This window comes from Dokdonia pacifica (assembly GCF_900188275.1).
In the GTDB taxonomy this organism is placed as follows: domain Bacteria; phylum Bacteroidota; class Bacteroidia; order Flavobacteriales; family Flavobacteriaceae; genus Dokdonia; species Dokdonia pacifica.
In genome coordinates, this window is the sequence record NZ_FZNY01000001.1 from 1401396 (window position 1) to 1426034 (window position 24639).

Genomic DNA, 24639 nt, shown 5'->3' on the forward strand with positions numbered 1-24639 from the left:
TGATTAAATAATGAGACAATGAAAGAATATATGGATTTGACCATTAAGGAGTTCCTGCGTATTCTTTCTTATAGCCTTATCGCATTAGTATCTGTGTCTTTATTAGTTTTTTTATTATTCATAAATACAATGGGTAATCATTTTGTTGAGAAAGAATTCTCATCTAGTATTTGGAAAGCCGATCAAGAAAGCCGAATAGAAATGATAGATGATCTTGTAAGTAAAAAAATAATAGATGACTTACCGGTATGGCAGATGATTACTCTTCTAGGTATGCCAGACGAAGACTGTTATTTTTATCAACCAGATCACGATATGATCTATTATTTAGGACCAGAGAGAGGTTATTTTAGCATAGATAGTGAGTTTTTGCTAATCTGGTTAAATGATGATAATTTTGTAGAAAAATATGAAATAGTGCTAGATTAAATAATCTAGTTGTAATTAAAAAACCGTTGCTGCGGAAAAAGAAAAATGAAATACACCCACTTACCAAACACAGACATTAAAGTCTCAAAAATATGCCTAGGTTCTATGACTTGGGGAGAACAAAATACCGAAGCCGAAGGGCATGCACAATTAGATTATGCCATATCACAAGGTGTTAATTTTATTGATACTGCAGAGCTATACAGTGTGCCTAATGCACGTGCAGAAACCTATGGAAGCACAGAACGTATCATAGGAAGCTGGCTAAAGAAAACAGGAAAACGCGATCAAGTAGTCATTGCTTCTAAAATTGCAGGCCCTGCCGAGTTTACAAAACACATCCGTACCGGTGGATTTGCAAAACATGAATTGGAAGATGCGGTCAATAAAAGTTTAGAGCGTCTCGGGACAGATTACATTGATTTATACCAGTTGCATTGGCCAGAACGACCGACTAACTTTTTTGGTCAATTGGGATATACACCTAATGATGATGATGCTTGGGAAGATAACTTTGCTCAAATCTTAGAAGACCTAGATGGATTGATTAAAACTGGGAAGATTAGAAATGTCGGACTCTCTAATGAAACACCTTATGGATTGTCAAGATATCTAGAAGAAGCGCGTAAAGGAGCCCCTAAAATGATTACGGTACAGAATCCATATAGTTTACTAAATAGAAAAGATGAGGTAGGACTTACAGAGATTATGCATAGAGAAGAAGTAGGTCACTTACCGTATTCTCCTCTTGGTTTTGGACAGTTAACTGGAAAATACCTTGATGGATATCCTCCAAATGCGAGAGTTACCTTATTCCCAAATTATGCAAGATATCATAATGAAAACTCATTTGAAGCAACCAGACGTTATAAGGCCATTGCAGATACTCATGGGTTAAGTTTGACACAAATGTCACTTGCTTATGTAAATACAAGACCTTTTGTGACGGCAAATATCATAGGAGCTACTTCTGTAGAACAGCTTACAGAAAACATTGGTAGTATTGATGTCAAATTATCTGAAGAGGTACTAAATGCTATCGAAGAGGTACACGCAGCTATTCCGAATCCTGCGCCATAACTGTTGTAAAATACGTTGAAAATATAAAAGCCTGTATTAGATTTCTAATACAGGCTTTTGGCTTAAAATAGGTCTTAAATTTAGATTATTCTAGTTTACGCTTTCGCGAAAGCGTATAAAAACTTCTCTATAATTTTATAGCGTATGTAGGTTTTTTAAAACGATTTAAATTAGGGTGTTAGATTAGGAATAGCTTCGTTATATATTTCTGATAAATAAGTTTACATCAAATAATATATTGTGTTTACTCGTTATAAAGTATAGTTTACTCATTCATGTCAATCATTGGCTCAATTCTTGTTTACATCCTATAGTCTGAATACTACATTTATATTAAAATAAGCCAATTATGAGAAACGTGTATCTATTAGTATGTTGCTTTTTTATTTGTCAAGTGTATTCACAAGGAGAGTTTAAAGAATATAAAAATGGACTGATTTATTCGCCTACAGCTATTTCTAAACTTTCAGAAATTGTGGGAGATAAGAATGAAGAGTTTAGGACTTGTGATATCACTAAAAATTTTACGTCTACATTACAAACAAAGGGTTATGTTTTTGAATTAGGAAAAGCATATAGAAGTATGTTAAAAAAAGACCTAAAAAATAATATCTCTTTAGAGGCTTTTATTTCAAAATATAAAACAGATAAAAAACCACTTTCTTTAATCGTAAAATCATCGTATACCAATAGGTATGAAAAGAAAAAATATGTTCGATTAGATGAGTACCCAGGAGAGAATTCTGTGCGTATTTTAGAAGATAATTGGATAGATGCACAATTTGGTTCTTGGATCGTAGATTTTACTCGAAAAGACCGCCTCAAGGTTATTTATTTAGAAGATAATTTTAAGAGTGTTGCATTGCCAGATACGTATAAAAGAATGGTGCAATATTCAGAATGCTTAATAGATTCTACAACGACTGTTTTTAAAAAAAATACATCAAGAAGTTGGGATGGGTATGAAGAAAAAGATACACTTAAGAAGCAGAAACAAAAAAGATTTTTTGATTTTGTAAATAGTAAGTTAAGCGTAAAACCTCCAAAATGGGAAGATTATGAACTAAAAAACGGCGATACTAATTATAAAAAATATAGTAAAGCACTTGTTGCTTATGAAGCAAAAAAGAAAGAACATATAACTTCCTATTTATCTGAAGACCCTCAATTTATACAATTGTTAAATCAGACGTATGAAGAAGCGGTAGAACATGGAAATTCTAATGATGAGATAGAAAGATATATTGGTGAATATCTGTCAAAAGCAAAAACATTAGAATTAAAAAGAAATAGAATTGTAGTGGGGTCATGTAGTATGGATAATAGTCCAAGAATTCATGCGATGAATATTTCACAATTATCTGCAGAGAGTTACAATTGGGATGTGTTTTTGAGAGCACATCTTAATATTATGAATGATCGCTTTGAGAGGGCTTCTGATGGAAGTTATGCGTGGCAACAGCGCCATACCTATATAAAAGAATTAGAAGTTCTTAATATCAATGTTCCAGATTTGTTATTAGGAATGACGTTAAGAGTGAATAATCCTAGTAAAAACCATTATTATGGGAATATAAGTAGGTTGGGGCGTGCAATTGCAGAGAGTGAAGATCTAACTGCTTTTGAAAATATCATTGTTAGTGCGATTGGTGATCCAGCACTTGATGATTATAATAGATTACTCATGTTTTATTTATATGGGAATCTACGCTATAATCTAGATAAAAATGCAGGATTAGAATTTGACAGAACCGTACTTAAAGAAAAGGGAAAGCTTCTTCCTGAGTATCTGACAAAAGAGATTCATTGAGAAGAGGAGACATTTATCCAAATAAATGCCTTACGACATCGTGTACTTTAGCTACTTTAATGATGGAAATCTTATAGTCATGATTTGGAATTTTACAGTATTTAGAGACAATAATTCCTCTAAACCCTAATTTTTCGGCTTCATGGATGCGTTGCTCTACTCGTGTAACTGGACGTACTTCTCCAGCAAGGCCAATTTCGGCAGCAAGGCATAATGATTTGTCTATGGCAATATCTACATTACTAGATAACACCGCTGCGATCACAGCAAGATCAATGGCTGGGTCGTCTACAGAAATTCCTCCAGTAACATTTAAGAATACATCTTTTGCACCTAATTTGAAACCAGCTCTTTTTTCTAAAACCGCCAATAGCATATTGAGACGTTTTACATTATAACCTGTGGCACTACGTTGAGGTGTTCCATAGACAGCAGTACTTACTAATGCTTGGATTTCAATCATGAGAGGTCGTAAGCCTTCTAAAGTTGCAGCGATAGCGGTACCACTTAAATCTTCATCGTTTTTTGATATTAAAATCTCACTAGGGTTTGATACTTCTCGCAAACCGCTTCCTTGCATTTCATAAATACCTAATTCATTGGTGCTCCCAAAACGGTTTTTATGGGCTCTTAAAATTCGATATACGTGATTACGATCTCCTTCAAACTGGAGAACAGTATCTACCATATGCTCTAAAATTTTTGGCCCAGCAATATTTCCATCTTTAGTGATATGACCAATTAAGATAACAGGTGTTGCGGTTTCTTTTGCATATTTGATGAGCTCTGAAGTGGTCTCTCGTATTTGGGAAATGCTTCCAGGGCTACTTTCTATGTGATTGGTGTGTAACGTTTGTATAGAATCTATAATGACAATATCGGGTTGTATCTCTGAAATATGTCTAAAGATATTTTGTGTTTTTGTCTCTGCAAGAATATAGCATTGATCACTATCTGGATGGATCCGATCTGCTCTCATTTTAATTTGTTGCTGACTTTCTTCTCCAGAAACATATAGTGTTTTATAGGGAAGGTTTAAAGAAATTTGAAGGCAGAGTGTACTTTTTCCAATACCAGGTTCTCCTCCTAATAGTGTTAAGGAGCCAGGTACTAATCCTCCTCCCAAAACACGATTGAGTTCGCCGTTTTTTGTGTCTAATCTTTTTTCGGCAGAGGCGGTAATTTCATTTATTTTTAATGGTTTATTGGTACGGGTATTTGCTTTCGCGAAAGCGGTATCCTGTTTCCAATCCTTTTTGTCTTCCTTTTGGATGACTTCTTCAACAATAGTATTCCATTCTTTACAGGCATGACACTGTCCTTGCCACTTGGCGTGTTGTGTTCCGCAGTTTTGACAGAAGAAAGTTGTTTTTGTTTTGGCCATTGTTAAATTTCGCTTTAAGCTAAAATACTAATAAAAATAGGTAGAAATACGTGCTTTTTGATAATAAGGACGCCTTATATTTGTCTCAGTCAAAAAACATGTCGTGTTTTGATAAAATATTTGATTGGGGGATTGAATATTATGCAAAAGAGCAGTTACTTAGTAACTGCTCTCTTTTGTTTTAATACGTTTTATTACGTCTTAATAACCAAAATCTGCTTTAATCTGATCTGCTTTGTCAAGCATTAAATCCTTGGTTAAAAAAGATATTTCTTCTAGTAAATATGCATTTTGATATGTACGCATTGCTTTTTTAGGTTCTCCAGATTTTTCAAAAGATAAGGCAAGGTAATAATTACCTAACATGGTATCAGGGTATTGTTTTCTGGCTAGTTGCCCTAATTGTTCCATGCCTTCCCAATTTGATTTTTTTTCTAACGCCTTTCCTACAGCAATAATATCATTAACTCGCATAGCATCATCTAGTCCGAAAAGCTGCTTTACCGTAGTGTATTTGTCTATAAGGTAATCATAAGGAGAACCGTCTAGTTTTAGAAGTACTTCTTTGTATTCTTTTTTGCTAATAGGGCGGTATATAGAAAAAATTTCTTCAATTGCCTTAGGAATGGCTCTTCCTACGAGAGAGTAGTGTGTTGCTCCTTCAAAATTATCGTAATAATATTTTAAGTTTGAATTTGAAACTAACTTTATTTGACTGTTTAAAGGTTCTATGGTTTCTCGTAAAACACGTATGTCTTCTGTAGCAGTAGCTAAATAGTAAAATATTTTTTGCTCTGTTGCACCTAGTCTTGCCACAAGACGAGTTTCCATTTCTGGCGCTAGGTCAGGACTTAATGATACGTATCCTTGAAAGAGTGCAGGACTCTTCATAAGGTAATAATTCATAAAATTTGCAGTAAGGTCATGACCTACGACCATTCTAAATTGATTCGTACGGTATTTTTCATCAAGCCATGGCATTAACTCTAATCCTATAAATTCAAAAAAAGCAGCGCCTTCGTCTACAGGTAAGTAACTTACATCATCATAATAAGTATCGCTATCTCTTGTATCTACCTGATTAATTCCAACAACAATGACTTCTGGCATTTCTTCCCAATAGCTGTAATAGTCTACATTACCTGCTACAGGTTCAAATAAATAATCCCCATCTAGTACAACAATGACAGGATATGTTTTTTCAACATTAGACTCGTAATTGCGAGGCAATTGTATTTTAAGTTGGCGTGTTTCGTCTAGTTTTATAGAAGATATTTCTTCATACTGTGTTTGTGCTGTGCATACAAACGAAAGACATAGAAATAAAACTGAAAAAAATAGTGATTTCATTAGGGCTGTTATTTTAATAAGTGCCCTAAAATACAAAATTTTATCTGCGACGTATTACAAATACATAAAGAGCGCAAATACCACCTATGAGAATATTAAAAATGGTTTGTGTTCCCCAGATAATAGATCCAAAGGCATCTCCATCTGCATTTGTGTATCCAAAAAATGTAAATATGCCCGCCATTGCCAATGGATATAAGCCCATACCTGCATTTGTTGCACTCATTGAGAAAGCGCCTATTACAAAAGCGGTTAGTGTAACGCCTATAGAAACTCCTTTTAATCCAGGTACTGTAAGTGTTACGATCCAAAACATGGCAATATACATTGCCCAAATAAAAAGTGTATGAAAGATAAAAGCTGCATTTTTTTTCATAGATAAAATGCTCTTTACACCTTCTAAGATTCCTAAACCAAACTCACGAATTTTAATAATAAATGGATGTGATGATTTTTTTAAAATACGTAGCCCTATAATTCCTATTATTAGAAGAACAGCAAGACTTATGATAGAAGAAATAAGATTTGTTTCTTTATTAAATAAGTCAATGAGTGCTGTAGATTGTAACACCACTGCAATGATCATAATTAATAGTAACATTACAAGATCTGCAATACGTTCTGAAACTATAGTTCCAAATGCTTTTTCAAAAGGAATGTCATCTGTGCGTTTTATAGAGACTGCACGTAAAACTTCTCCCGATCGTAGTACAAAGGTATTTGCAAAATAACCTGTCATTACAGCAGCTAGACTATTACCAAATTTAGGTTTATACCCCATAGGTTCTAGCATAAACTTCCAGCGATAGGCTCTTGACATATGACTTAGGATAGAAAATATAAAGGAAATTAAAATCCAGAGAGGGTTTGCATTTTTAATAGTATCCCACAAGTCAATTCTATCTTGAGGTGTCATTCCTCCAAGCCAGTACCACATTAAAAAAACTCCCAGTGCGAGTGGGAGTATAATTTTGAGTGTTTTTATAGCTTGTTTATAAGCCACAAGTTATTTTAATAGGTTTGTGCTTTCGTCTGGAAAACAGAGTGTAGGTTTGAATTTTTTTGCTTCATCAAAATCCATAAATGCATACACGATTAAGATTAAGATATCTCCTTTGGCTACTTTTCTTGCAGCAGCACCATTTAAGGTAATCTCTCCACTTTTTCTAGGCCCAGGAATTGCATAGGTTTCTAGACGCTCTCCATTAGTAACATTTACAATTTGGACACGTTCTCCCTCTATAATATTTGCAGCATCCATAAGATCTTCATCAATGGTAATACTTCCTATATAGTGTAATTCAGCTCCTGTTACTTTAACACGGTGAATTTTAGATTTTACAACATTTACTAACATGGGGGCAAAGATAGGTATTTTAGTTAATAGCCATATTGTCTATGAGACGTATTTCTCCTGAAAAAGCAGCAATAAAAGCGCGATACTTTTGATGGGTACGCTTTCGCGAAAGCGGTTTTAGATTCTTTATATTAGAGATTTCAAAATACTCTAACCTAAGATGAGGATTGTTTTCAAATTGAGTAGTCACCCAAGCTCTAAGCGTGTGAGCACTTTTGGTTTTAAAATCCTCTTTCACTTGGCGGAGTATTTTGTAAATAAAAGTAGCTTCTTCTAATTGTTGAGGTGTTAATCTGGCATTACGACTACTCATTGCCAAGCCATTTTCTTGTCTATGAATAGGGCATCCAGTAATTTTTAGTGGTAATTTTTCAATTTCTACAAGTTTTTTTACAATAAGTAATTGTTGGAAATCTTTTTCTCCAAAAAATGCTTCGTCAGGATTTACTTGTCTAAATAAATGATTTAGAACGGTTCCGACACCATCAAAATGTCCAGGCCTATGAGTACCTTCCATGACAGTTTCTATGCCATTAAAATTGTATTGCTTTGATACGACTTTATCTCCATACACTTCTTGAGGTGTAGGGGCATAAATACAAACACTTTCTTTGTATTTGTCTAAAAATGAGGCGTCTTCATCTAAAGTACGAGGGTATTTTTCTAAATCTGAAACATTATTAAATTGTGTGGGATTCACAAAAATACTTACAATTATATAATCGTGACGTTTTAAACCAAACTCAATAAGTGATGCGTGTCCTTGATGTAAAGCTCCCATTGTTGGGACAAAGCCTATGGTAGATTTTTGCTTTCTTTTCTCTGAAACATATTTAGCTATTTCAGTTTTTGTTTTTTTTAAGTTCACTTTATTAAAAAATTAACGTCTGCAAACTTACTATATTAAAGGCAGATTGCATAAAATTTAGTATTTTTGCGTGTTTTTAAATCAACATTATACATATGAAAGATAAGAGGATATTGTACGTGTCATCTGAAGTTATTCCCTATTTACCAGAGACCGAAATTGCCTCTATGTCGTTTGAAGCTCCTCAAATGGTGAATTCAAAGGGGGGTCAAATACGCATTTTTATGCCTCGTTATGGTAATATCAATGAGCGTAGACATCAGCTGCATGAAGTAATAAGGCTATCAGGGATGAATCTAGTTATTAATGACTTTGACATGCCTCTCATTATAAAAGTCGCTTCTATTCCTAAAGAACGCATACAGGTATACTTTATTGATAATGAAGAATACTTTAAAAGAAAAGCAACGTTTACAGATGAAGATGGAAATCTTTTTCCTGACAACGATGAACGTGCTATTTTCTTTGCAAAAGGCGTTGTTGAAACGGTAAAGAAGTTAAATTGGTCGCCAGATATCATTCATGTACATGGATGGTTGGCATCCTTACTACCATTATATCTTAAGCAATATTATGCTAGTGAACCTCTTTTTAGTCAAAGTAAAATAGTTACGTCTATTTATAACCAAGGCTTTGAAGGATCATTAAATAAAGAAATGATTAATAAAATTGCTTTTGATGGTGTAGACACAGAAAGTATTTCAGAATTACAAGATCCTACATACGAGAACCTTATGAAAGTAGTAGTGAAAAATTCTGATGCTGCTATCGTTGGATCTCCAGAACTAAACGAAGACTTGGCTAAAATACTTAACACATCTAAGATTCCTGTTTTATCGTATAAAAAGAAAGAGGAATTTCCACAAGCGTACGAAGAATTTTATACCACTAAAGTACTAGAGTAAAAAGACTATGAAAATTTATAATTATATAAGTAAAGGCTTGGTAGCCTTACTTTTCGTATTTGCATACATTGCCTGCGAAGAAGACTTAGGTGAAGTAGGTACTGGCATTGTAGGCGAAGTAAATTTTGATACCGAAATGGTAGACGATCTAGATGTTGTTTCCTATAGTATGAATTATCCTGTAGGTGTTCAAACCAATGGAGCGCCAGTAGGAGTTTTAGGAGTGTATAATGATCCTGTATATGGTAAAACAACAGCTTCATACCTGTCTCAAATGGCACTTTCAAGAACAAATCCAGATTTTGGTGATAATACCGTGTTGGACAGTGTTATATTTACATTGCCATATTTTGCGAGACAAGTAGAAGTAGATGAAGATGGGAATAACACTTTTGAGCTTGATTCTATATTTGCAAATACAGGGGGTATTACATTATCTGCATTTAGATCAAATTTTTTCTTAAATGATCTTGATCCAAACTCAAATTTTGAAGATCCAGAAATCTATTTTTCTAATGATGTTCCAAACTTTCAAGGTGTAGAAGGAGATTTATTATTCCAAGTAACAGATTTTATTCCACAAGCAGATGAAATTATTTTGACAGAAGTAACTTTTGATGAAGATGGAAATCCAATTTTAGATGACGACAATGAAGTTGTTAAAGAATTTTCTGAACGCATTTCTCCAGCATTAAGGCTAGAACTTAATACAGACTATTGGACTCAAAATATTCTAGAAAGAGAAGGAGATGATGTGCTTTTAAATATAAACACATTTAATGATTATTTCAGAGGTCTTTATTTGAAAGCAGAAGATGCAGATAGTAATGGTAATTTATTCTTGTTTGACTTCAGTCAAGCAAATATTACGCTTTATTATTCCTTTGAAGGAGATGATGATTCTGCAGATCCAGGAGAACCTAGTAATGATGGCTTTGGGGAAATTTCTTTAAATTTTAATGGTGTTAGTATAATTGATTATCAAAATGAGTTTAATCCTGCAATTGTTACTGCAATAGAAAACTCTGACATTGATAATGGAGAAGATAATTTATACCTAAAAGGAGGTGATGGTAGTATTGCTATTGTAGAGCTTTTTGGTCCTGATTTTGACGGAGATGAAGTCGCAGATCAACTGGAAGTACTTCGTACGTGTGATAATATTATTATTAATGAAGCTAACTTGACTTTTTATGTAGATCAAGATGATTTAGGTGCTGGAGGAGGTGCTTTGGAACCTGAGAGATTATTTGTAGTAGATTTTGATAATAATAGTTTATTAATAGATAATTTAATAGACAATACAGCAGGAATTAATGGTCCAATTAATACAAGGACTAATCACTTAGGAAGACTTGTAAGAGAAGAAGATGGGAATGAATCAAGTTTAGGACAGAGTTATAGAATACGAATTACACAACACGTAAATAATATCATTAAAAATGATTCTACAAACGTGCGTTTGGCGTTAGCTGTATCACAAAATGTAAATGTAGATAATACAGCCATTATAGGAGGTACAGGAGGTATAGAAGATGCTCAAAGAACGCCTATTTCTAGTGTGATTTCTCCGGAAGGAACTATTCTTCATGGTAATTTAAGTGCTGATGAAGCCAAAAGATTAAAATTAAGAATATTCTATACATTAACAGGAGATATAGACCCTGACAGTCCTTGTGGTCAAATATTAGGTTTAGATAATTAAATAATTGAATAACATATAGCAGTATGTGCGGAATTGTTGGTTACATAGGATATCGAGATGCATATCCTATCATTTTACAAGGATTACAACGTCTTGAATATAGAGGATATGATAGTGCTGGAATAGCACTCTATGATGGTGAAAATCTCAAACTATCAAAAACAAAAGGGAAAGTAGAAGATTTGAAAATTCGTTTAGAAAGCGAGATAACTACAAATGGATCTATAGGTATAGGGCATACAAGATGGGCAACACATGGTGTTCCTAATGATGTTAACTCTCATCCACATATCTCTAATTCAGGAAACCTTGTTATTATACATAATGGGATCATAGAAAATTATGACCCATTACGTAAAGAGTTGATTAATAGAGGGTATTCTTTTACTTCAGATACAGATACAGAAGTACTTGTAAACTTGATTGAGGATGTAAAGATCAAAGAGGGCGTAAAGCTTGGGAAAGCTGTGCAGATAGCACTTAATCAAACAATAGGCGCTTATGCAGTGGCTGTTTTTGACAAAACGAAGCCTAATGAAATTGTAGTGGCTAGACTCGGAAGTCCATTAGCAATAGGTGTAGGTGATAATGAACTTTTTATTGCATCAGATGCAACTCCTTTTATCGAATACACAAATAATGCTATCTATCTTGAAGATGGTGAGATGGCAGTAGTTCGTAATCATAAGAAATTAAAAATACGTAAAATTAAAGATGATTCTCTTGTTGATCCATATATACAAGAGCTCCAATTAAATCTAGAACAGATAGAAAAAGGAGGTTATGATCACTTTATGCTTAAGGAGATTTATGAGCAACCTGATGCGATTACAGATACTTTTAGAGGGCGTATGCTTGTAGATAAAGGTATTGTGAAAATGGCAGGAATAGATGATAATTTAGAGAAGTTTTTGAACGCAAGACGTATTATAATTGTTGCTTGTGGTACTTCTTGGCATGCAGGTCTTGTTGCAGAATATATCTTTGAAGAATTTGCTCGTATTCCTGTGGAAGTTGAATATGCTTCGGAATTTAGATATAGAAATCCAATTGTATATAAAGATGATGTTGTTATTGCAATTTCTCAAAGTGGAGAAACTGCAGATACTATGGCGGCAATTAAATTGGCAAAAGACCAAGGAGCTTTTGTTTTTGGGGTATGTAATGTTGTAGGGTCTTCTATTTCTAGAGAAACTCATGCAGGAGCATATACACATGCAGGACCAGAAATAGGTGTAGCTTCAACAAAAGCATTTACAACTCAAATTACAATCCTTACACTAATAGCTTTAAAATTAGCAAAGCATAAAGGAACACTTTCAAACTCTGAGTTTAGAGCTTATTTGCAAGAATTGGAACGTATTCCAGCAAAAGTTGCTAAAGCATTAAAATCTAATGAGCAAGCAGAACATGTAGCTTCTCAATATAAAGATGCTTCAAATGCGCTATACTTAGGTCGAGGATATAACTTTCCTGTAGCTTTAGAGGGAGCTTTAAAACTTAAAGAGATTTCATATATCCATGCAGAAGGATATCCTGCGGCAGAAATGAAGCACGGACCCATTGCATTAATTGATGAGCAAATGCCAGTAGTTGTAATAGCTACCAAGAAAGGGCATTATGAGAAAGTAGTAAGCAATGTAGAAGAAATTAAGGCGAGAAGTGGAAAAATCATTGGAATTGTCACTGAAGGAGATGAGGAAGTGAAAAAATTGGCAGATCATGTTATTGAAATACCAGAAACATTAGAGCCATTTACGCCATTGCTAGCTACCATTCCATTACAGTTACTGTCCTATCATATTGCAGTAATGTTAGAAAAGAATGTAGATCAACCTAGAAATTTAGCTAAATCTGTTACAGTAGAATAGTAGATAGATTTAGTAATACTATAAAAAATCCCGCTATTTGCGGGATTTTTTATATTTTATTATGAGTTCCTTATAGGTAATTTTAATTGCTCTTTTTCAATATCAAAGTTGGCTTTAAGCCAATCTGATATTTGCCAGATATGCCTGTATTCTTTTGGTCTTTCAAATCTATTTATAAATGTTCTAGAATATGTGGCAAAATGGATAATTAGGTAGCATTTCCGATGTATTCTTTTAATTTCTAATGAAGAGTATGTTTTATCACGTAAAGACTTAATGAGTGTTTCATGTGTGTTAGCGTTTTCTTCTTTCTCTCCCATAAACTCATTTCTTGTTTTTAAGTACTAAGCTTTTAGTAATTTCCTTAAGTGCTTCCTCTTCATCTCCCCATCCTTTGCTCAATAATATGTCTCCTCCAATATCATAATGTAAAAACCAAGATTCTATCATGTTTTTTGCATGCATGTATTCTTCAGAAAAACTTTTGTAGGTAGTAGCTTTTATAATACGTTTTTTAGGGTCTTTTGGGACACAAATGATTTTATAATCGTATGCTCCATTATCAAACAATTTAAGCATTGCAATAGGAATGGCCTCTATGATGGATCCAGTAGGAGTTGACTCTGAAATGAGTAATATATCTAAGGCATCTCCATCACCTCCTTGAGAACTATCTGAGAGCGTAGATGGGATAAAACCGTAATTTGCTGGATAGGGTAAGAACGAAATAATACGGTCTTTGCCATCTCTTTGATCTACTACAAAAGAATGAGTTTCGGGATTAAATTCTATTTTTTTATTGGTTCCTCCAGGAATTTCTATGACACAATGTAAAGTACCTTCTTTAGAAAAAGTAGGAGTGTTATATACATCATTTTTAGAGGTGCAGTTTGTAAGTAGAGATGCTATCAATAACATATAGAGTATGCGTATGGCCATATTTATTTATTAAAGGTTAAGAGCTTTTAAAACGTTGGCTTTATAGGTTTGGCCAATGGGTATCGTATGAGAATCTAGCATTATTTTATTTCCCGAAAGGTGATTTAACCTACTTAAATTTATACTAAATGATTTATGAGTGCGCACAAAGTAATCAGGAAGGTTTTCTATAAACTTAGAGAAGGTGCTATGTGTGATAATAACTTTTTTCTCAACCATTACTTTCACATAATCACCATAGGCTTCTATATATTGAATATCTTTAAAAAACACTTTATGAAGTACTTTATTTTCTTTTAGAATAACAAAGTCATCTAAAATTTCTTTTTGAGGAGTATTGTTTAGGACTTTATGTATTGCTTTTAAAAAGCGATCATACGCGATCGGTTTTAATAGATAGTCAATAGCATTTACTTCAAACCCTTCTACAGCATATTGAGGATAGGCAGTTGTAAATATGACAGCAGGAGGATGCTGTAGGCTTTTGTAAAAGTCTAATCCAGATTGTTGTGGCATATTAATATCTAGAAATAAAAGATCAACATCATCTTGTAATTGTAAGTATTTATATGCCTCTGATGAATTATTGCATACTTGTTTTAATTCTAAAACCTCCGTGTCTTTAATAAAATGCTGTAATACGCGTTGAGATGAAATTTCATCATCAATAATGAGGCAACGTATATGTTTATCTTTATTGGTGCTCATCTTTAATTTCAATAGTTACTTTAAAGGTGTCTACTGTGTTTTCTACAATAAATTGATGACGTTCAGGGTATACCAAATGTAAGTTATTCTTTAGATTTTCTAGACCTACTCCTGAGTAGGTGTCGTCTAGATTGTTTTTTGCAGAAGGATTTATAGTATTAATGATTACAAATTTAAAATGATTTTCAGATTGTAGTAGTTCAATTTGTATTGTTTCAGTAGTATTGGGATCAAGGACTCCATATTTATAACTATTTTCTATAAGTGGTAAAAGCAACATAGGGTATATTTTAAAATGCTCATTTTGGATAGCTATTTTTAAATGAACACTATTTGTGGCATGTGTGCGATACTCCTGAAATGCAATATAGTTTTGTAATAATTTCACCTCATCTTTTAAAGTGACACGCTCTGTATTTGAGTCGTAAATTACATAACGCAATACATCAGAAAGCTCTACAATTGCTTTTGTAATATGGGCATCTTTTTCTAGTGCCATAGCATAGATCACGTTTATGGAATTAAATAAAAAATGAGGATTTATTTGTGCTCTTAATGAAGATAGTTGTGTTTGTATATGCTGATTTTCTAGTTTTAAAATTTTGTTTTCATTTGTGTTGAAATAAAACCAATCTTCAGCTAATTTTAAAAGTGTTGTCGCTATTAGAAAAATACTAAATATCGTATATCCATTTGTGTTGGATATATAGAATACAAAGAAAAAATCGGGGAATACGTAATCTAATAATGATTGAAAAAACAGTATATAAATTGTTGAGAAAAAGAGCAGATTTATAATAAATAATGAAATATAAATAACATATTTTTCGAGCTGAAGAAACCTTGGAATTAAGACATAAAAATTAATGGTTACTGGAATTGCCATAAAAAGTAGAAATACAAAAGTGTATATGTAATCTACTTTTATTGGAGTTTTTCCTTTTGAAAAAATAAACAGTAAAATAACAAAAGCAAGTAACCACAGTACACTATTAAAAATAAGTGGTCTGTGGTAACTGTTTTTTTTAATAAACGTATTAAGACTAAAGTGTTGCATCTAGATGAGCTTGGTTATTTAAATAGCTTTTTTTGTTAATTTCAAGATGTCTGATGATTTCCATTTGTCTTTAATAGAAGATGCGTTATATTTTTTTAGAAAGGCTGAAAGTTCTTTTGATGAAGCGGTTAAAAGCAACACCTCATCCGGACCTACGATTTCATGCTTTAAACGTAATTTATCTGCTTTAAATAAGTTTTTTATATGCTCTTCTGTAAGCCATAAAAATGAAATATTATTTGTATCGTCAAGTTCTATTTTTGCAACCGAATGTGTTTTTAAAAGATGTTGTGACGCTAAATCATTAATACTTTCAGAATCAAAATCATAAGGAATAAAATCTAAAAAATATTGTCCTTCTATTTTAAATGGCATTGCAATGAAAAGAACTTCTTTATTCTTTTTTGTATAATTAATAATATACCCGTCTTTATAGGTTTCAAAAGATTCTTTTTCATCTTCAGATAGTTTTTCTCCCTCTTTTAGGCCTTTCGCAAATTCTTCTTTTACGGAGGTGACACTCCACGTATCATTTTTTTGATCTGTCCAAGTGCCTATGAGTTTTTCATTGTATGAGAGATCTTCAGTATTATAAAAGGGTTGTAGTGATTTTACAATACAAGAACTAAAAAGTAAAACAGACGTTAGTAAGATAAGAGCCTTAGATTTCATAATGTTTAATTTTAAAAGTTTTGGCTAAACTCACAGTTCTATACCTGACTAACAACAAATTTCGACAAACACAAAGGAACTCATGCCAAACACTATAGCTGCCTAATTATTCTGTTGATGATGTATAAGATGTACACCTCTTACATATTTTGAGTTTTTAGATAAACGGCTCGTAAGTTGCTGCGTGAGTTGTCTACTTTCTTTATCGTGAGGAACTTCGTATTTCAGTTCTAAAACAACATCAGATAGTTGCGCTTTGGACACTTCGTAATTTGTAAAATGCGGATTATAAAAAGTCATATTGTAATCGATAGTGATTCTATACCTTTTACAATTAGATAAGAAATACCTTCGCTCATATGAGTTGTATAAAGAAGGTGTTAAGCTGCCAAGTTTTAAAGCAAGTTCTTGCGGGTGTGCTTCTTGAATAGCTTTTGTAATCTTTTGTTGAATTTCTTTTGTCGAATCTTCTTTGAGATTAAAAGTGTTTTCGCTTAAAGCGAAAGACAATTTATCACCTACAGCGCCATATTTTTTCTTGATCTCAAGAACTGGATTTTCTATAATTTCAAAAGCATCTCCATACCACCGAAGCCTATATTTATCACGAATTTCATCTCCAGATACATTTTGATGATAAAAACTCATAGATGCATCATCATAATAAATATTATTGACGGTACGGCGGTGAAAAATTTCGCGAAAGCAAAAAGAATTAGAAAGCACAACAGTATGTATAAGATCTTCAGGGGTTCCTGTCTCATAAATAAATTTACGCTCGTATCTTAAATTTTTAGCGGCTACTTTTCCCATATTCCTTACCGTACATTTGATCAATTACATTGTCAGATACTGTTTTGACAGTGATGTCATTTAATATGAGACTGGACTTGTTCTCTATCAGGTAATCAAGCTCATTCCCTTGTAGCGTGGTGTTTTTAAGTGTGATAGAAGCTACACCATATTCTGATTTTTTTTGAAAAGCAGAAATGCCAAGACGCGTATCTATAATACTTAAATTAGTAAGCTCTACCCTAGAAAGATCCTTGCTTACTACACCTATTTCTCCTCCTGAAACATGAATGTCTTGACCCTTGATTAGACTGTTTTCTCCAGCACTAATTGCTTTATCTGATGGGTTTTTTATAGTGATATCTTTTAAGTAAAGTTCAGACCCTGATACATCAATACCATCATTGCCTGCGTTTAAAAAAGTACACCGTTCTAATGTGCCCGTTACAAAATCACCATCAAATGCATCAGATTTTGTGCCTTCAAATCTACTGTCAGTTATAGAAAATGACGAGCGTATAATGTTTAGCCCATCTTCACATCGATTATTTATAAATGAGGAGTGTGTGATGATTACGTCACTTTCGTGAAAATTGACCGCGCCAGATACTTCCCAAATAGCCGATATCGGATTAGAAAGATTATCAAACGTACTGTAATGTATTTGTGATTGTTGTGCCGCATTTGAAACAAAAATACCTCGACCTGTACTATCTGAAGAATAAAACTTGATAGGTTTTTCTTTTGTTCCATTACTTAAAAAAGTAGCATAGGAAAGGAGTGAGGCATTATTTTTAAAATCCAGATGGCAACCAGGAGTTATTTGTATAGTATATCCCGAAGGAATAATAAGGTCTTTTGTAATCTCGTGAACCCCTTCTTTAAATATAAGAATCTGCCCTTCTTGTTCTTCAATAAAAGAGAACTCTTGAAAGTTTTGTGCTTTCGCGTTTTTGTAATAGGCAATACTTTTATCTAAGCTTTGATTTTTACTAAAAGGAGCGATGGGGGCATTTCTTTTTGTAGAGATCCCATTTACGTAATGAGAGATTCTCAATTTTTGAACATCTTTTGGGTATTGAAATGTTCCTTTTTTATTTTTTTTGGAGACAAATGCATTTACAAAATAGTTGCTGAGTGAAAAATCAACGACAGTACTGGATTTTTCTTTTAAGGTAATGGCACTTTTATTTGTACTTAAAACTCTTCCTTCTGTGTCTAATAGACTTTCGATGGTAATAGGATGTCCAGACACATTATTTATTTCAACCTTCATATGGCTCTTATCAAACGATACGAGGTCTGCTGTAATAAGAACTGCTGGATTGATTTGTTTTTTAATGAAGTTGCTATTGTAGGTAAGAATGTCAAGATCAAGTTCGTTATTATATTCTGTATAAAGACTTTCTTCTAATTGCTCAAGCTCTTTTGTATGGCGAACAATCAGCTCGGTTACAAAACTAGAACTGCTCACTACTTTAAGTTTTTCTAATACCTTTTCGTGAAGTATAGTATCATTTTTTGACATAGGATATTCGAGCATCTTACTTAAACGAGTACCGCTATTTGAATCAAAAGAAATAGGTTCTAATTTATTGGTAATGGGGTTGTAGTAGATGCGCAAATTATGCCAGATTAGTCCGTGATACCCTCCAAAGAGGTTGGTAAGTGCTAAAAAAGTAGCAAGCTTATCGGTGTCAAAAACATCAGAAGGTTGGTATTTTCCTTGTCGTAGTCCTTCTAATAAATCTTTTGCAGTTTCAAATTGCTTTAAAAGTTTTGGATCAGAAAGCACTTTATTTTCATTAAACACTTTAATTTGAGCATTAGCCAAGCTATGAAGCGTTTTAGATTGTGCATTGCTTTCTAGTCCCAACATGCGTTGTTTTTCTCTGTCTTTCCATAAAAGAGACTCATCAAAACCAATAATGATTCCTTCTCTCTTTTTGTTGTTCTCAATAAGAATTTTATCAAAAGACTCTTCTATAGCCATAATCCCCATGGGGATTTTTGTAGTTGTAGTATCTTGCACCTGTATTGTTACATCTGCAAAACTATATCGTAATCCTACAAGATCATGATCTTTTATAGCTTTATTAAAAAGCCATTCCCATAAATAGTTTCGCACTACTGGATGTTGCACAGAAAATTTACGCATTCCTTTAAAGGTGTTTTCACCTTTCATAATTAAACGATACGACCACTTATTTTCATGTTTTAAATGATCTGTCCAATCTCCTTTAAGGCGTAATTCTGTTTTTTGATCTTCTTCATCATTAAGGCGTACACTTCCATTTACAAGATCATCATCTTGAGAAATATGAATGCCTTTACTTAAAGCATCATCTCTTTTGTTTTTTATTTTATCAAATGCTTTTTTAGAAATCGTAATTTCAATATGATCCAAACCATTGTATAATTGACCCGAAGGAATATTGGAAGGATCTAATTTTCTAAGATCAAGAGACCTTCCTACAGTAGGTTTAAACCGTCCAGTATTGATATAGTCAATGTTGTTAATAGGAATGTGGCCTTCTTTATAGCTGCTACTTGTTAAATCTCTCTGAAAAACATAATAGGTCTTTCCCTCTATTAAAAAGGTTTTAGGTTTTTGTATAAAATCTACATTTGCAAACTGCGCTTTCCCTTTTAGTTTAGAAGAATCTTTTACATAGACGTGTAGAAAAAAGTTATCGGTAAGTTGGCGATCACTAGGTTCATTTTTATACGCATAAATTACTTTAGGAATTGCAGTGCCACTCATTAAGTAGATGGAGAGTTCATCATCATCGTGGAGTGCATAATCGGAAGAACTAAATAATTCATTGTATTCAACAGTAGGAAGTGTAGTGCGAGTATTTAAATCTTCATTATTTAAAGAGGTTGTTTTGGACACCTCCTTTTGAGTGCTATTAGTAGTATTTGTTAGTACAAAAAAACTCAAACATAATACCCCTATAATAGCTACGACCGTAAAGGGGTTTACTTTTGCAGAGGTGTTATTTTTAATTTTCATGAATACTATTTAAAGCGTATTATCTATAAAAGTTACTTGTACCTTAGGATCTATAGCAATCAATTTGGTGTTAATGCTATTTAAATCTTCTAATGATTTTACTTTTACCAGAAAATTAATAGCTACAGATGTTTCTTCGTGCTGTATTCTCTTTACTTCAACTTGTGTTGTGTTTGCACTTACCGTATCACTTATCTCTTTAATGATCGCTGTTTTTTTATCGGTATCACATGTTAGGTTTACTAGTAAGTTTTGAGTAATAGAAGAGCTTTGACCTTTATGTTGTAGTATGATAATTAAGAGTAATACCACAAACCCTATTAATGTTGGTAATAACTGATTAGCTCCCATACCTAATCCTATAGCAATAGCCATAAAGAAATACCCTAATTCTTCAGGCTCTTTAATAGCGGTTCTAAAACGTACTATAGATAAAGCTCCTACAAGTCCTAGTGAGAGCGCTAAAGATGATTTTACAATAGATATAATGATAAAGGTAGTAAGTCCTACAATCATTAAAACTTTAGATAATTGAGATCTATTTGAAATAGATTGTCCATACCTATTGTATATAACAGCTAGTAAATAAAGTAATGCAGCACAGAGTAAGATGTATGCAATATAATTTGTGGAAGAAAACGAATCTTCAACAGTTAAAGAAAATTGTTCTAAAAATTTATCCATAAATCAATTGTAAAATTAATGAAAAGCTAATGTAAATTTATTTCTTTAGACCAGCTAAAATTATTGTTAGTTTTTCATTGTTATACTAGGATATTGTGATGATAAGAGATGGATTTTTTACTTTAAAATGGAAGCTGTTTTTAAGCAGTTTTAGTACGCTTTCGCGAAAGCAAAAACTTCCTTATAAAATTTAAATAGAATAGGCTTTTTTATAAAGAAGAAAACAGTATCTTTGCGCGGTGAAAAACGAAGTATTTTTTCATCATATATTTTGCTAAACATTAAATAGTTAATAATGTCAAAAGTTACAGGTAAAGTTGCACAAATCATTGGCCCAGTAGTAGATGTAGCATTCGAAAGCGGCGCTGAATTACCGAAAATTTACGATTCACTAGAAGTGACAAACTCAGATGGAACACTATTAGTTCTTGAAGTACAATCACATATTGGTGAAAACACAGTACGTACAATATCAATGGATTCTACAGATGGATTAAGCCGTGGTGTAGATGCAACGGCTACTGGAGCACCTATCCAGATGCCTATTGGAGATGATGTTTACGGACGTCTTTTTAACGTAATTGGAGATGCTATTGATGGTATCGGTAACTTACCTAAAGCAGGTGAAGACGGATTACCAATTCACCGTCAAGCACCAAAATTTGAAGATTTATCTACCTCTACAGAAGTACTTTTTACAGGTATTAAAGTAATTGATCTTATTGAGCCTTATGCAAAAGGAGGTAAGATTGGATTATTTGGAGGAGCTGGAGTAGGAAAGACAGTACTTATCCAGGAATTGATTAATAATATTGCAAAAGGTCACGGTGGACTTTCTGTATTTGCAGGAGTAGGAGAACGTACACGTGAAGGAAATGACCTTTTAAGAGAGATGCTTGAGTCTGGTATTATCAAATACGGAGATGACTTTATGCACTCTATGGAAGAAGGAGGATGGGATCTTTCTAAAGTTGATAAAACAGCGATGAAAGAATCTAAAGCGACATTCGTATTCGGACAGATGAATGAGCCTCCTGGAGCACGTGCTCGTGTAGCACTTTCAGGACTTACTATTGCTGAGTACTTCCGTGATGGAGCAGGAGAAGGACAAGGAAAAGATGTACTTTTCTTCGTAGATAATATCTTCCGTTTTACACAAGCAGGTTCTGAGGTATCTGCACTTCTTGGACGTATGCCATCTGCGGTAGGATACCAACCTACACTTGCAACAGAGATGGGAGCGATGCAGGAGCGTATTACATCAACAAAAAGAGGATCTATTACATCTGTACAAGCGGTATACGTACCTGCAGATGACCTTACCGATCCAGCACCAGCAACAACGTTTGCTCACCTTGATGCAACAACAGTACTTTCTCGTAAGATTGCAGAGCTTGGTATTTACCCAGCGGTAGATCCATTAGATTCTACATCTCGTATCCTTACAGCTGATATCTTAGGAAATGAGCACTATGATTGTGCACAAAGAGTAAAAGAGCTTTTACAGCGTTATAAAGAACTTCAGGATATTATCGCCATCTTAGGTATGGAAGAACTTTCTGAAGAAGATAAAATGGCTGTAGGGCGTGCACGTCGTGTACAACGTTTCCTTTCTCAACCATTCCACGTGGCAGAACAGTTTACAGGTATCCCAGGAGTACTGGTAGATATTAAAGAAACAATCAAAGGATTTAATATGATTATGGATGGAGAATTAGATCACCTTCCAGAAGCAGCATTCAACCTTAAAGGAACCATCGAAGAAGCTATAGAAGCTGGAGAAAAAATGCTTGCAGAAGTATAATTAAGTATACAGTAAAGAAACAATATAATTGTTGCTAACACTGTTTTACTGAAAAACTAAAAAGTATGCACTTAGAAATTGTAACACCAGAAGCATCACTAGTAAAAGGAGAAGTAACATCTGTTACAGTACCTGGCGTAAATGGAGAATTCCAAATGCTAAATAATCACGCTGCTGTAGTATCATTACTTGCAGAAGGGAAAGTGAAATTTGCTGGAAGTCCTGAGATTGCAGAAGGTTTTGAAGATAAATTTGTAAAAGAAAGTGACGGAAGATGGTCACTGGCTATTACAAGTGGAACTATCGAAATGAATAATAATAAAGTGATTGTACTAGCAGATTAAGTATCATCCTTTAATCAAATAAAAAAATGCGAAGCTAAAAGCTTCGCATTTTTTGTTTTTAAGAGTAATTGTTTACTTAGGATCCAGCCACATATCACGTCTTTTTACTATGGACTTATCGGATATTGTCGTGTCTAATTGAATAATATAAGAAGGGTCTTTTTGTAAAGTCGCTGTTGTTTCTTTAGTGACCCCATAACGCTCATAGGCGATGTTTAAGATATCATTAGGAGAAAGTGATGCTATGATATCTTTAAAGGAAGTGTCCTTTGTTACAGCCGTATTATTCACTTTAATGATTTTATCTCCTTTCTCTAATCCTGCTTTATAGGCAGCAGTGCCTATAGTTGTATTTTGAGTAATGGTTCCATTTGTGATATTCACACCAAAAGAAGCTTTGGTGGCATCTTGTGATATTGATACACCTACACTTTCAAAAAGACGATTCATATCTGGCATATTACTTTTGTAAATGTAATTCTGAAAGAAAAAATCTCCAAAGGCATCTCCAGCATATTTCTTTAATAAGTTATGCAAATCTTCTACGGTATATGGTTTTTCTTTTTTGCCATGTTTTTGCCAAACTAGTTTCATATAATCATCTAGTTGTAATCCTTTTTCTCTAAGAGATAGGTCTAAAGCAAGTCCTAATGCACTTCCGTATGAGTAGTAAGATATAAATGTGTTGTTTCTGTTTACGGGATCTACGGCGGTAGCAGCATCTACAAAAGGTGCTTGGTAACTCATTTCTATAGGATTGAAAAAGTCACGAGCTGGAGAGTTCCATACATAATTAAATGTACGTGTTAACCCCTTTATGTACTCTTCTTTTGAAAGAAGTCCAGCTCTACACATCATTAAACTCGTATAATAGCTAGTAAAACCTTCGGCAAACCATAATTCTCCGCTCATATTAGCTGCTTCAAAATCAAAAGGCTCTAAGCTTTGAGGTCTAATGCGTTCTACATTCCATCCATGAAAAAACTCATGAGATACTGTGCCTATATTTCTTTTTAAACCTCCATTGGCTAAGCTTCGAGTACTTGTGAGAATTGTAGAGTTTCTGTGTTCCATGCCATCACCAGATGCATTAGGAATGTAACATGCTAGAAAGTAGTAATTATCATAATCATAATTAGGTAGTTTCCCAAAGACTTCTTTTTGTTGCAATACTACTTTTTTTACATCTTCAAAATAAGTATCTAATTCTGCTTCTGTACCGTTGTGATGTAGTACAAAATTAATCGTTTGCTTATCTACGGTAAAAGAGCGTATACTGTGATTACTAATTTCTGTTGGACTGTCCATAAAATACTGTAAGTCTCTTGCATAATAGCTGTTGTTGCCATTAGATTTCAATTGGGTAGCGACCTTCCAGTTGAGGTCTTTTCGAGGCTTGAAAGTTACCTGTATTGCTTTATCTGCAAGGCTTGGCATATACATAAACGTAGCAGGCATATTAAGATGTGCATGTGTTTCGTCTATTTGTGCGTAGGTACCGTCTCCACGATTTGCAAACAGTGTATAAGACACCTGAACAGTTCCGTCATGATCTTTTACGTTCCATGAGTAAGGATCTGGTCGTGTGGTGTTAAGCGTGTTTCCTTTTCCATCTGTGACTACCACATTATATACGTTTTTTGCAAATTCGTGTATGGCATATCTTCCTGGGGATGTTCTACTCATCCTGAAGGTTACTTCTTTGTCTTTTACATTTGAAAAAACTGCCATTACTTGGGCTTCATGATGGATTGCATTTTCAAATGAAATGGTATAAGAAGTAGCTACTTTTTCTTTTTGAGCTTGTATTGTAAAGGATAAAGAAATGGTGAGTAGTAGTACTAAGATGTATTTCATAGTATGT

At 33.6% G+C, this 24639-nt stretch carries 22 protein-coding genes; 8 read left to right on the plus strand and 14 right to left on the minus strand.

Annotated elements, in window-relative coordinates:
- Nucleotides 1-18: 18 nt before the first annotated feature.
- The 3 genes from CHB80_RS06260 (at nucleotide 19) to CHB80_RS06270 (ending at nucleotide 3319) form a co-directional block, all read left to right on the plus strand.
- Nucleotides 19-429: a hypothetical protein gene (locus CHB80_RS06260; RefSeq protein ID WP_089370556.1), complete on the plus strand. Its 411-nt coding sequence runs from the start codon at nucleotides 19-21 to the stop codon at nucleotides 427-429.
- Nucleotides 430-474: 45 nt separating this feature from the next.
- Nucleotides 475-1509 carry an aldo/keto reductase gene (locus CHB80_RS06265; protein ID WP_089370557.1) on the plus strand — a complete coding sequence of 345 codons (1035 nt, stop codon included), beginning with the start codon at nucleotides 475-477 and terminating at the stop codon, nucleotides 1507-1509.
- A gap of 349 nt (nucleotides 1510-1858) precedes the next feature.
- Complete coding sequence (locus CHB80_RS06270) at nucleotides 1859-3319, plus strand: hypothetical protein (protein ID WP_089370558.1); 1461 nt, start codon at nucleotides 1859-1861, stop codon at nucleotides 3317-3319.
- A gap of 13 nt (nucleotides 3320-3332) precedes the next feature.
- Here the strand turns inward: CHB80_RS06270 and radA are convergent, their stop codons facing one another.
- From radA to panC, 5 genes are all read right to left on the minus strand, one after another.
- Entirely contained in the window at nucleotides 3333-4703 is a 1371-nt protein-coding gene (radA, locus tag CHB80_RS06275) for a DNA repair protein RadA (protein ID WP_089370559.1), read from the minus strand.
- A 201-nt stretch (nucleotides 4704-4904) separates the two neighbouring features.
- Nucleotides 4905-6053 carry an alpha/beta hydrolase gene (locus CHB80_RS06280; protein ID WP_089370560.1) on the minus strand — a complete coding sequence of 383 codons (1149 nt, stop codon included), beginning with the start codon at nucleotides 6051-6053 and terminating at the stop codon, nucleotides 4905-4907.
- A 40-nt stretch (nucleotides 6054-6093) separates the two neighbouring features.
- Nucleotides 6094-7056 (minus strand): lysylphosphatidylglycerol synthase transmembrane domain-containing protein, encoded by a 963-nt coding sequence (locus CHB80_RS06285; RefSeq protein WP_229746902.1) that lies wholly within the window; start codon nucleotides 7054-7056, stop codon nucleotides 6094-6096.
- A gap of 3 nt (nucleotides 7057-7059) precedes the next feature.
- A complete protein-coding gene (gene panD / locus CHB80_RS06290; RefSeq protein ID WP_089370561.1) occupies nucleotides 7060-7410 on the minus strand; it encodes an aspartate 1-decarboxylase in 351 nt (116 codons plus the stop codon).
- 19 nt (nucleotides 7411-7429) lie between these two features.
- Nucleotides 7430-8278 (minus strand): pantoate--beta-alanine ligase, encoded by an 849-nt coding sequence (gene panC, locus CHB80_RS06295; RefSeq protein ID WP_089370562.1) that lies wholly within the window; start codon nucleotides 8276-8278, stop codon nucleotides 7430-7432.
- 95 nt (nucleotides 8279-8373) lie between these two features.
- On the opposite strand from panC, the gene CHB80_RS06300 reads away from it, so the two are divergent.
- The 3 genes from CHB80_RS06300 to glmS are packed head-to-tail and all read left to right on the plus strand — an operon-like array spanning nucleotide 8374 to nucleotide 12759.
- Nucleotides 8374-9183, plus strand: a complete 810-nt coding sequence (locus tag CHB80_RS06300; RefSeq protein WP_089370563.1) for a glycogen/starch synthase — start codon at nucleotides 8374-8376, stop codon at nucleotides 9181-9183.
- Nucleotides 9184-9190: 7 nt separating this feature from the next.
- A complete protein-coding gene (locus CHB80_RS06305) occupies nucleotides 9191-10888 on the plus strand; it encodes a DUF4270 domain-containing protein (RefSeq protein WP_089370564.1) in 1698 nt (565 codons plus the stop codon).
- Between the two features lie 23 nt (nucleotides 10889-10911).
- Nucleotides 10912-12759 (plus strand): glutamine--fructose-6-phosphate transaminase (isomerizing), encoded by a 1848-nt coding sequence (gene glmS, locus CHB80_RS06310; protein WP_089370565.1) that lies wholly within the window; start codon nucleotides 10912-10914, stop codon nucleotides 12757-12759.
- Nucleotides 12760-12818: 59 nt separating this feature from the next.
- Here glmS and CHB80_RS06315 read toward each other — a convergent pair whose 3' ends face one another.
- The 8 genes from CHB80_RS06315 to CHB80_RS06350 form a co-directional block, all read right to left on the minus strand.
- Entirely contained in the window at nucleotides 12819-13079 is a 261-nt protein-coding gene (locus CHB80_RS06315; protein ID WP_089370566.1) for a hypothetical protein, read from the minus strand.
- Nucleotides 13080-13083: 4 nt separating this feature from the next.
- The gene (locus tag CHB80_RS06320) at nucleotides 13084-13698 is read right to left on the minus strand and encodes an inorganic diphosphatase (RefSeq protein WP_229746903.1); all 615 of its coding nucleotides are present in this window, start codon (nucleotides 13696-13698) and stop codon (nucleotides 13084-13086) included.
- A gap of 9 nt (nucleotides 13699-13707) precedes the next feature.
- Nucleotides 13708-14406, minus strand: a complete 699-nt coding sequence (locus CHB80_RS06325) for a LytR/AlgR family response regulator transcription factor (RefSeq protein ID WP_143337060.1) — start codon at nucleotides 14404-14406, stop codon at nucleotides 13708-13710.
- On the minus strand, nucleotides 14393-15463 hold the full coding sequence (locus CHB80_RS06330) for a sensor histidine kinase (RefSeq protein WP_089370568.1): 1071 nt from the start codon (nucleotides 15461-15463) through the stop codon (nucleotides 14393-14395). Before CHB80_RS06330 ends, CHB80_RS06325 begins: the two co-directional genes overlap by 14 nt.
- 18 nt (nucleotides 15464-15481) lie before the next feature.
- Nucleotides 15482-16135, minus strand: coding sequence for a hypothetical protein (locus tag CHB80_RS06335; protein ID WP_089370569.1), 654 nt, complete (start codon nucleotides 16133-16135; stop codon nucleotides 15482-15484).
- Nucleotides 16136-16237: 102 nt separating this feature from the next.
- Complete coding sequence (locus tag CHB80_RS06340) at nucleotides 16238-16948, minus strand: VTC domain-containing protein (protein WP_089370570.1); 711 nt, start codon at nucleotides 16946-16948, stop codon at nucleotides 16238-16240.
- A complete protein-coding gene (locus CHB80_RS06345) occupies nucleotides 16929-19943 on the minus strand; it encodes a pectate lyase family protein (RefSeq protein WP_089370571.1) in 3015 nt (1004 codons plus the stop codon). The genes CHB80_RS06340 and CHB80_RS06345 overlap by 20 nt, the downstream gene beginning before the upstream one ends.
- Nucleotides 19944-19952: 9 nt before the next feature.
- The gene (locus CHB80_RS06350; RefSeq protein WP_089370572.1) at nucleotides 19953-20627 is read right to left on the minus strand and encodes a DUF4956 domain-containing protein; all 675 of its coding nucleotides are present in this window, start codon (nucleotides 20625-20627) and stop codon (nucleotides 19953-19955) included.
- A 295-nt stretch (nucleotides 20628-20922) separates the two neighbouring features.
- On the opposite strand from CHB80_RS06350, the gene atpD reads away from it, so the two are divergent.
- Nucleotides 20923-22431 (plus strand): F0F1 ATP synthase subunit beta, encoded by a 1509-nt coding sequence (gene atpD, locus CHB80_RS06355; protein ID WP_089370573.1) that lies wholly within the window; start codon nucleotides 20923-20925, stop codon nucleotides 22429-22431.
- Between the two features lie 65 nt (nucleotides 22432-22496).
- Complete coding sequence (locus CHB80_RS06360) at nucleotides 22497-22775, plus strand: FoF1 ATP synthase subunit delta/epsilon (RefSeq protein WP_089370574.1); 279 nt, start codon at nucleotides 22497-22499, stop codon at nucleotides 22773-22775.
- A 72-nt stretch (nucleotides 22776-22847) separates the two neighbouring features.
- Here the strand turns inward: CHB80_RS06360 and CHB80_RS06365 are convergent, their stop codons facing one another.
- Nucleotides 22848-24632 (minus strand): M61 family metallopeptidase, encoded by a 1785-nt coding sequence (locus CHB80_RS06365; protein WP_089370575.1) that lies wholly within the window; start codon nucleotides 24630-24632, stop codon nucleotides 22848-22850.
- Between the last annotated feature and the right edge of the window lie 7 nt (nucleotides 24633-24639).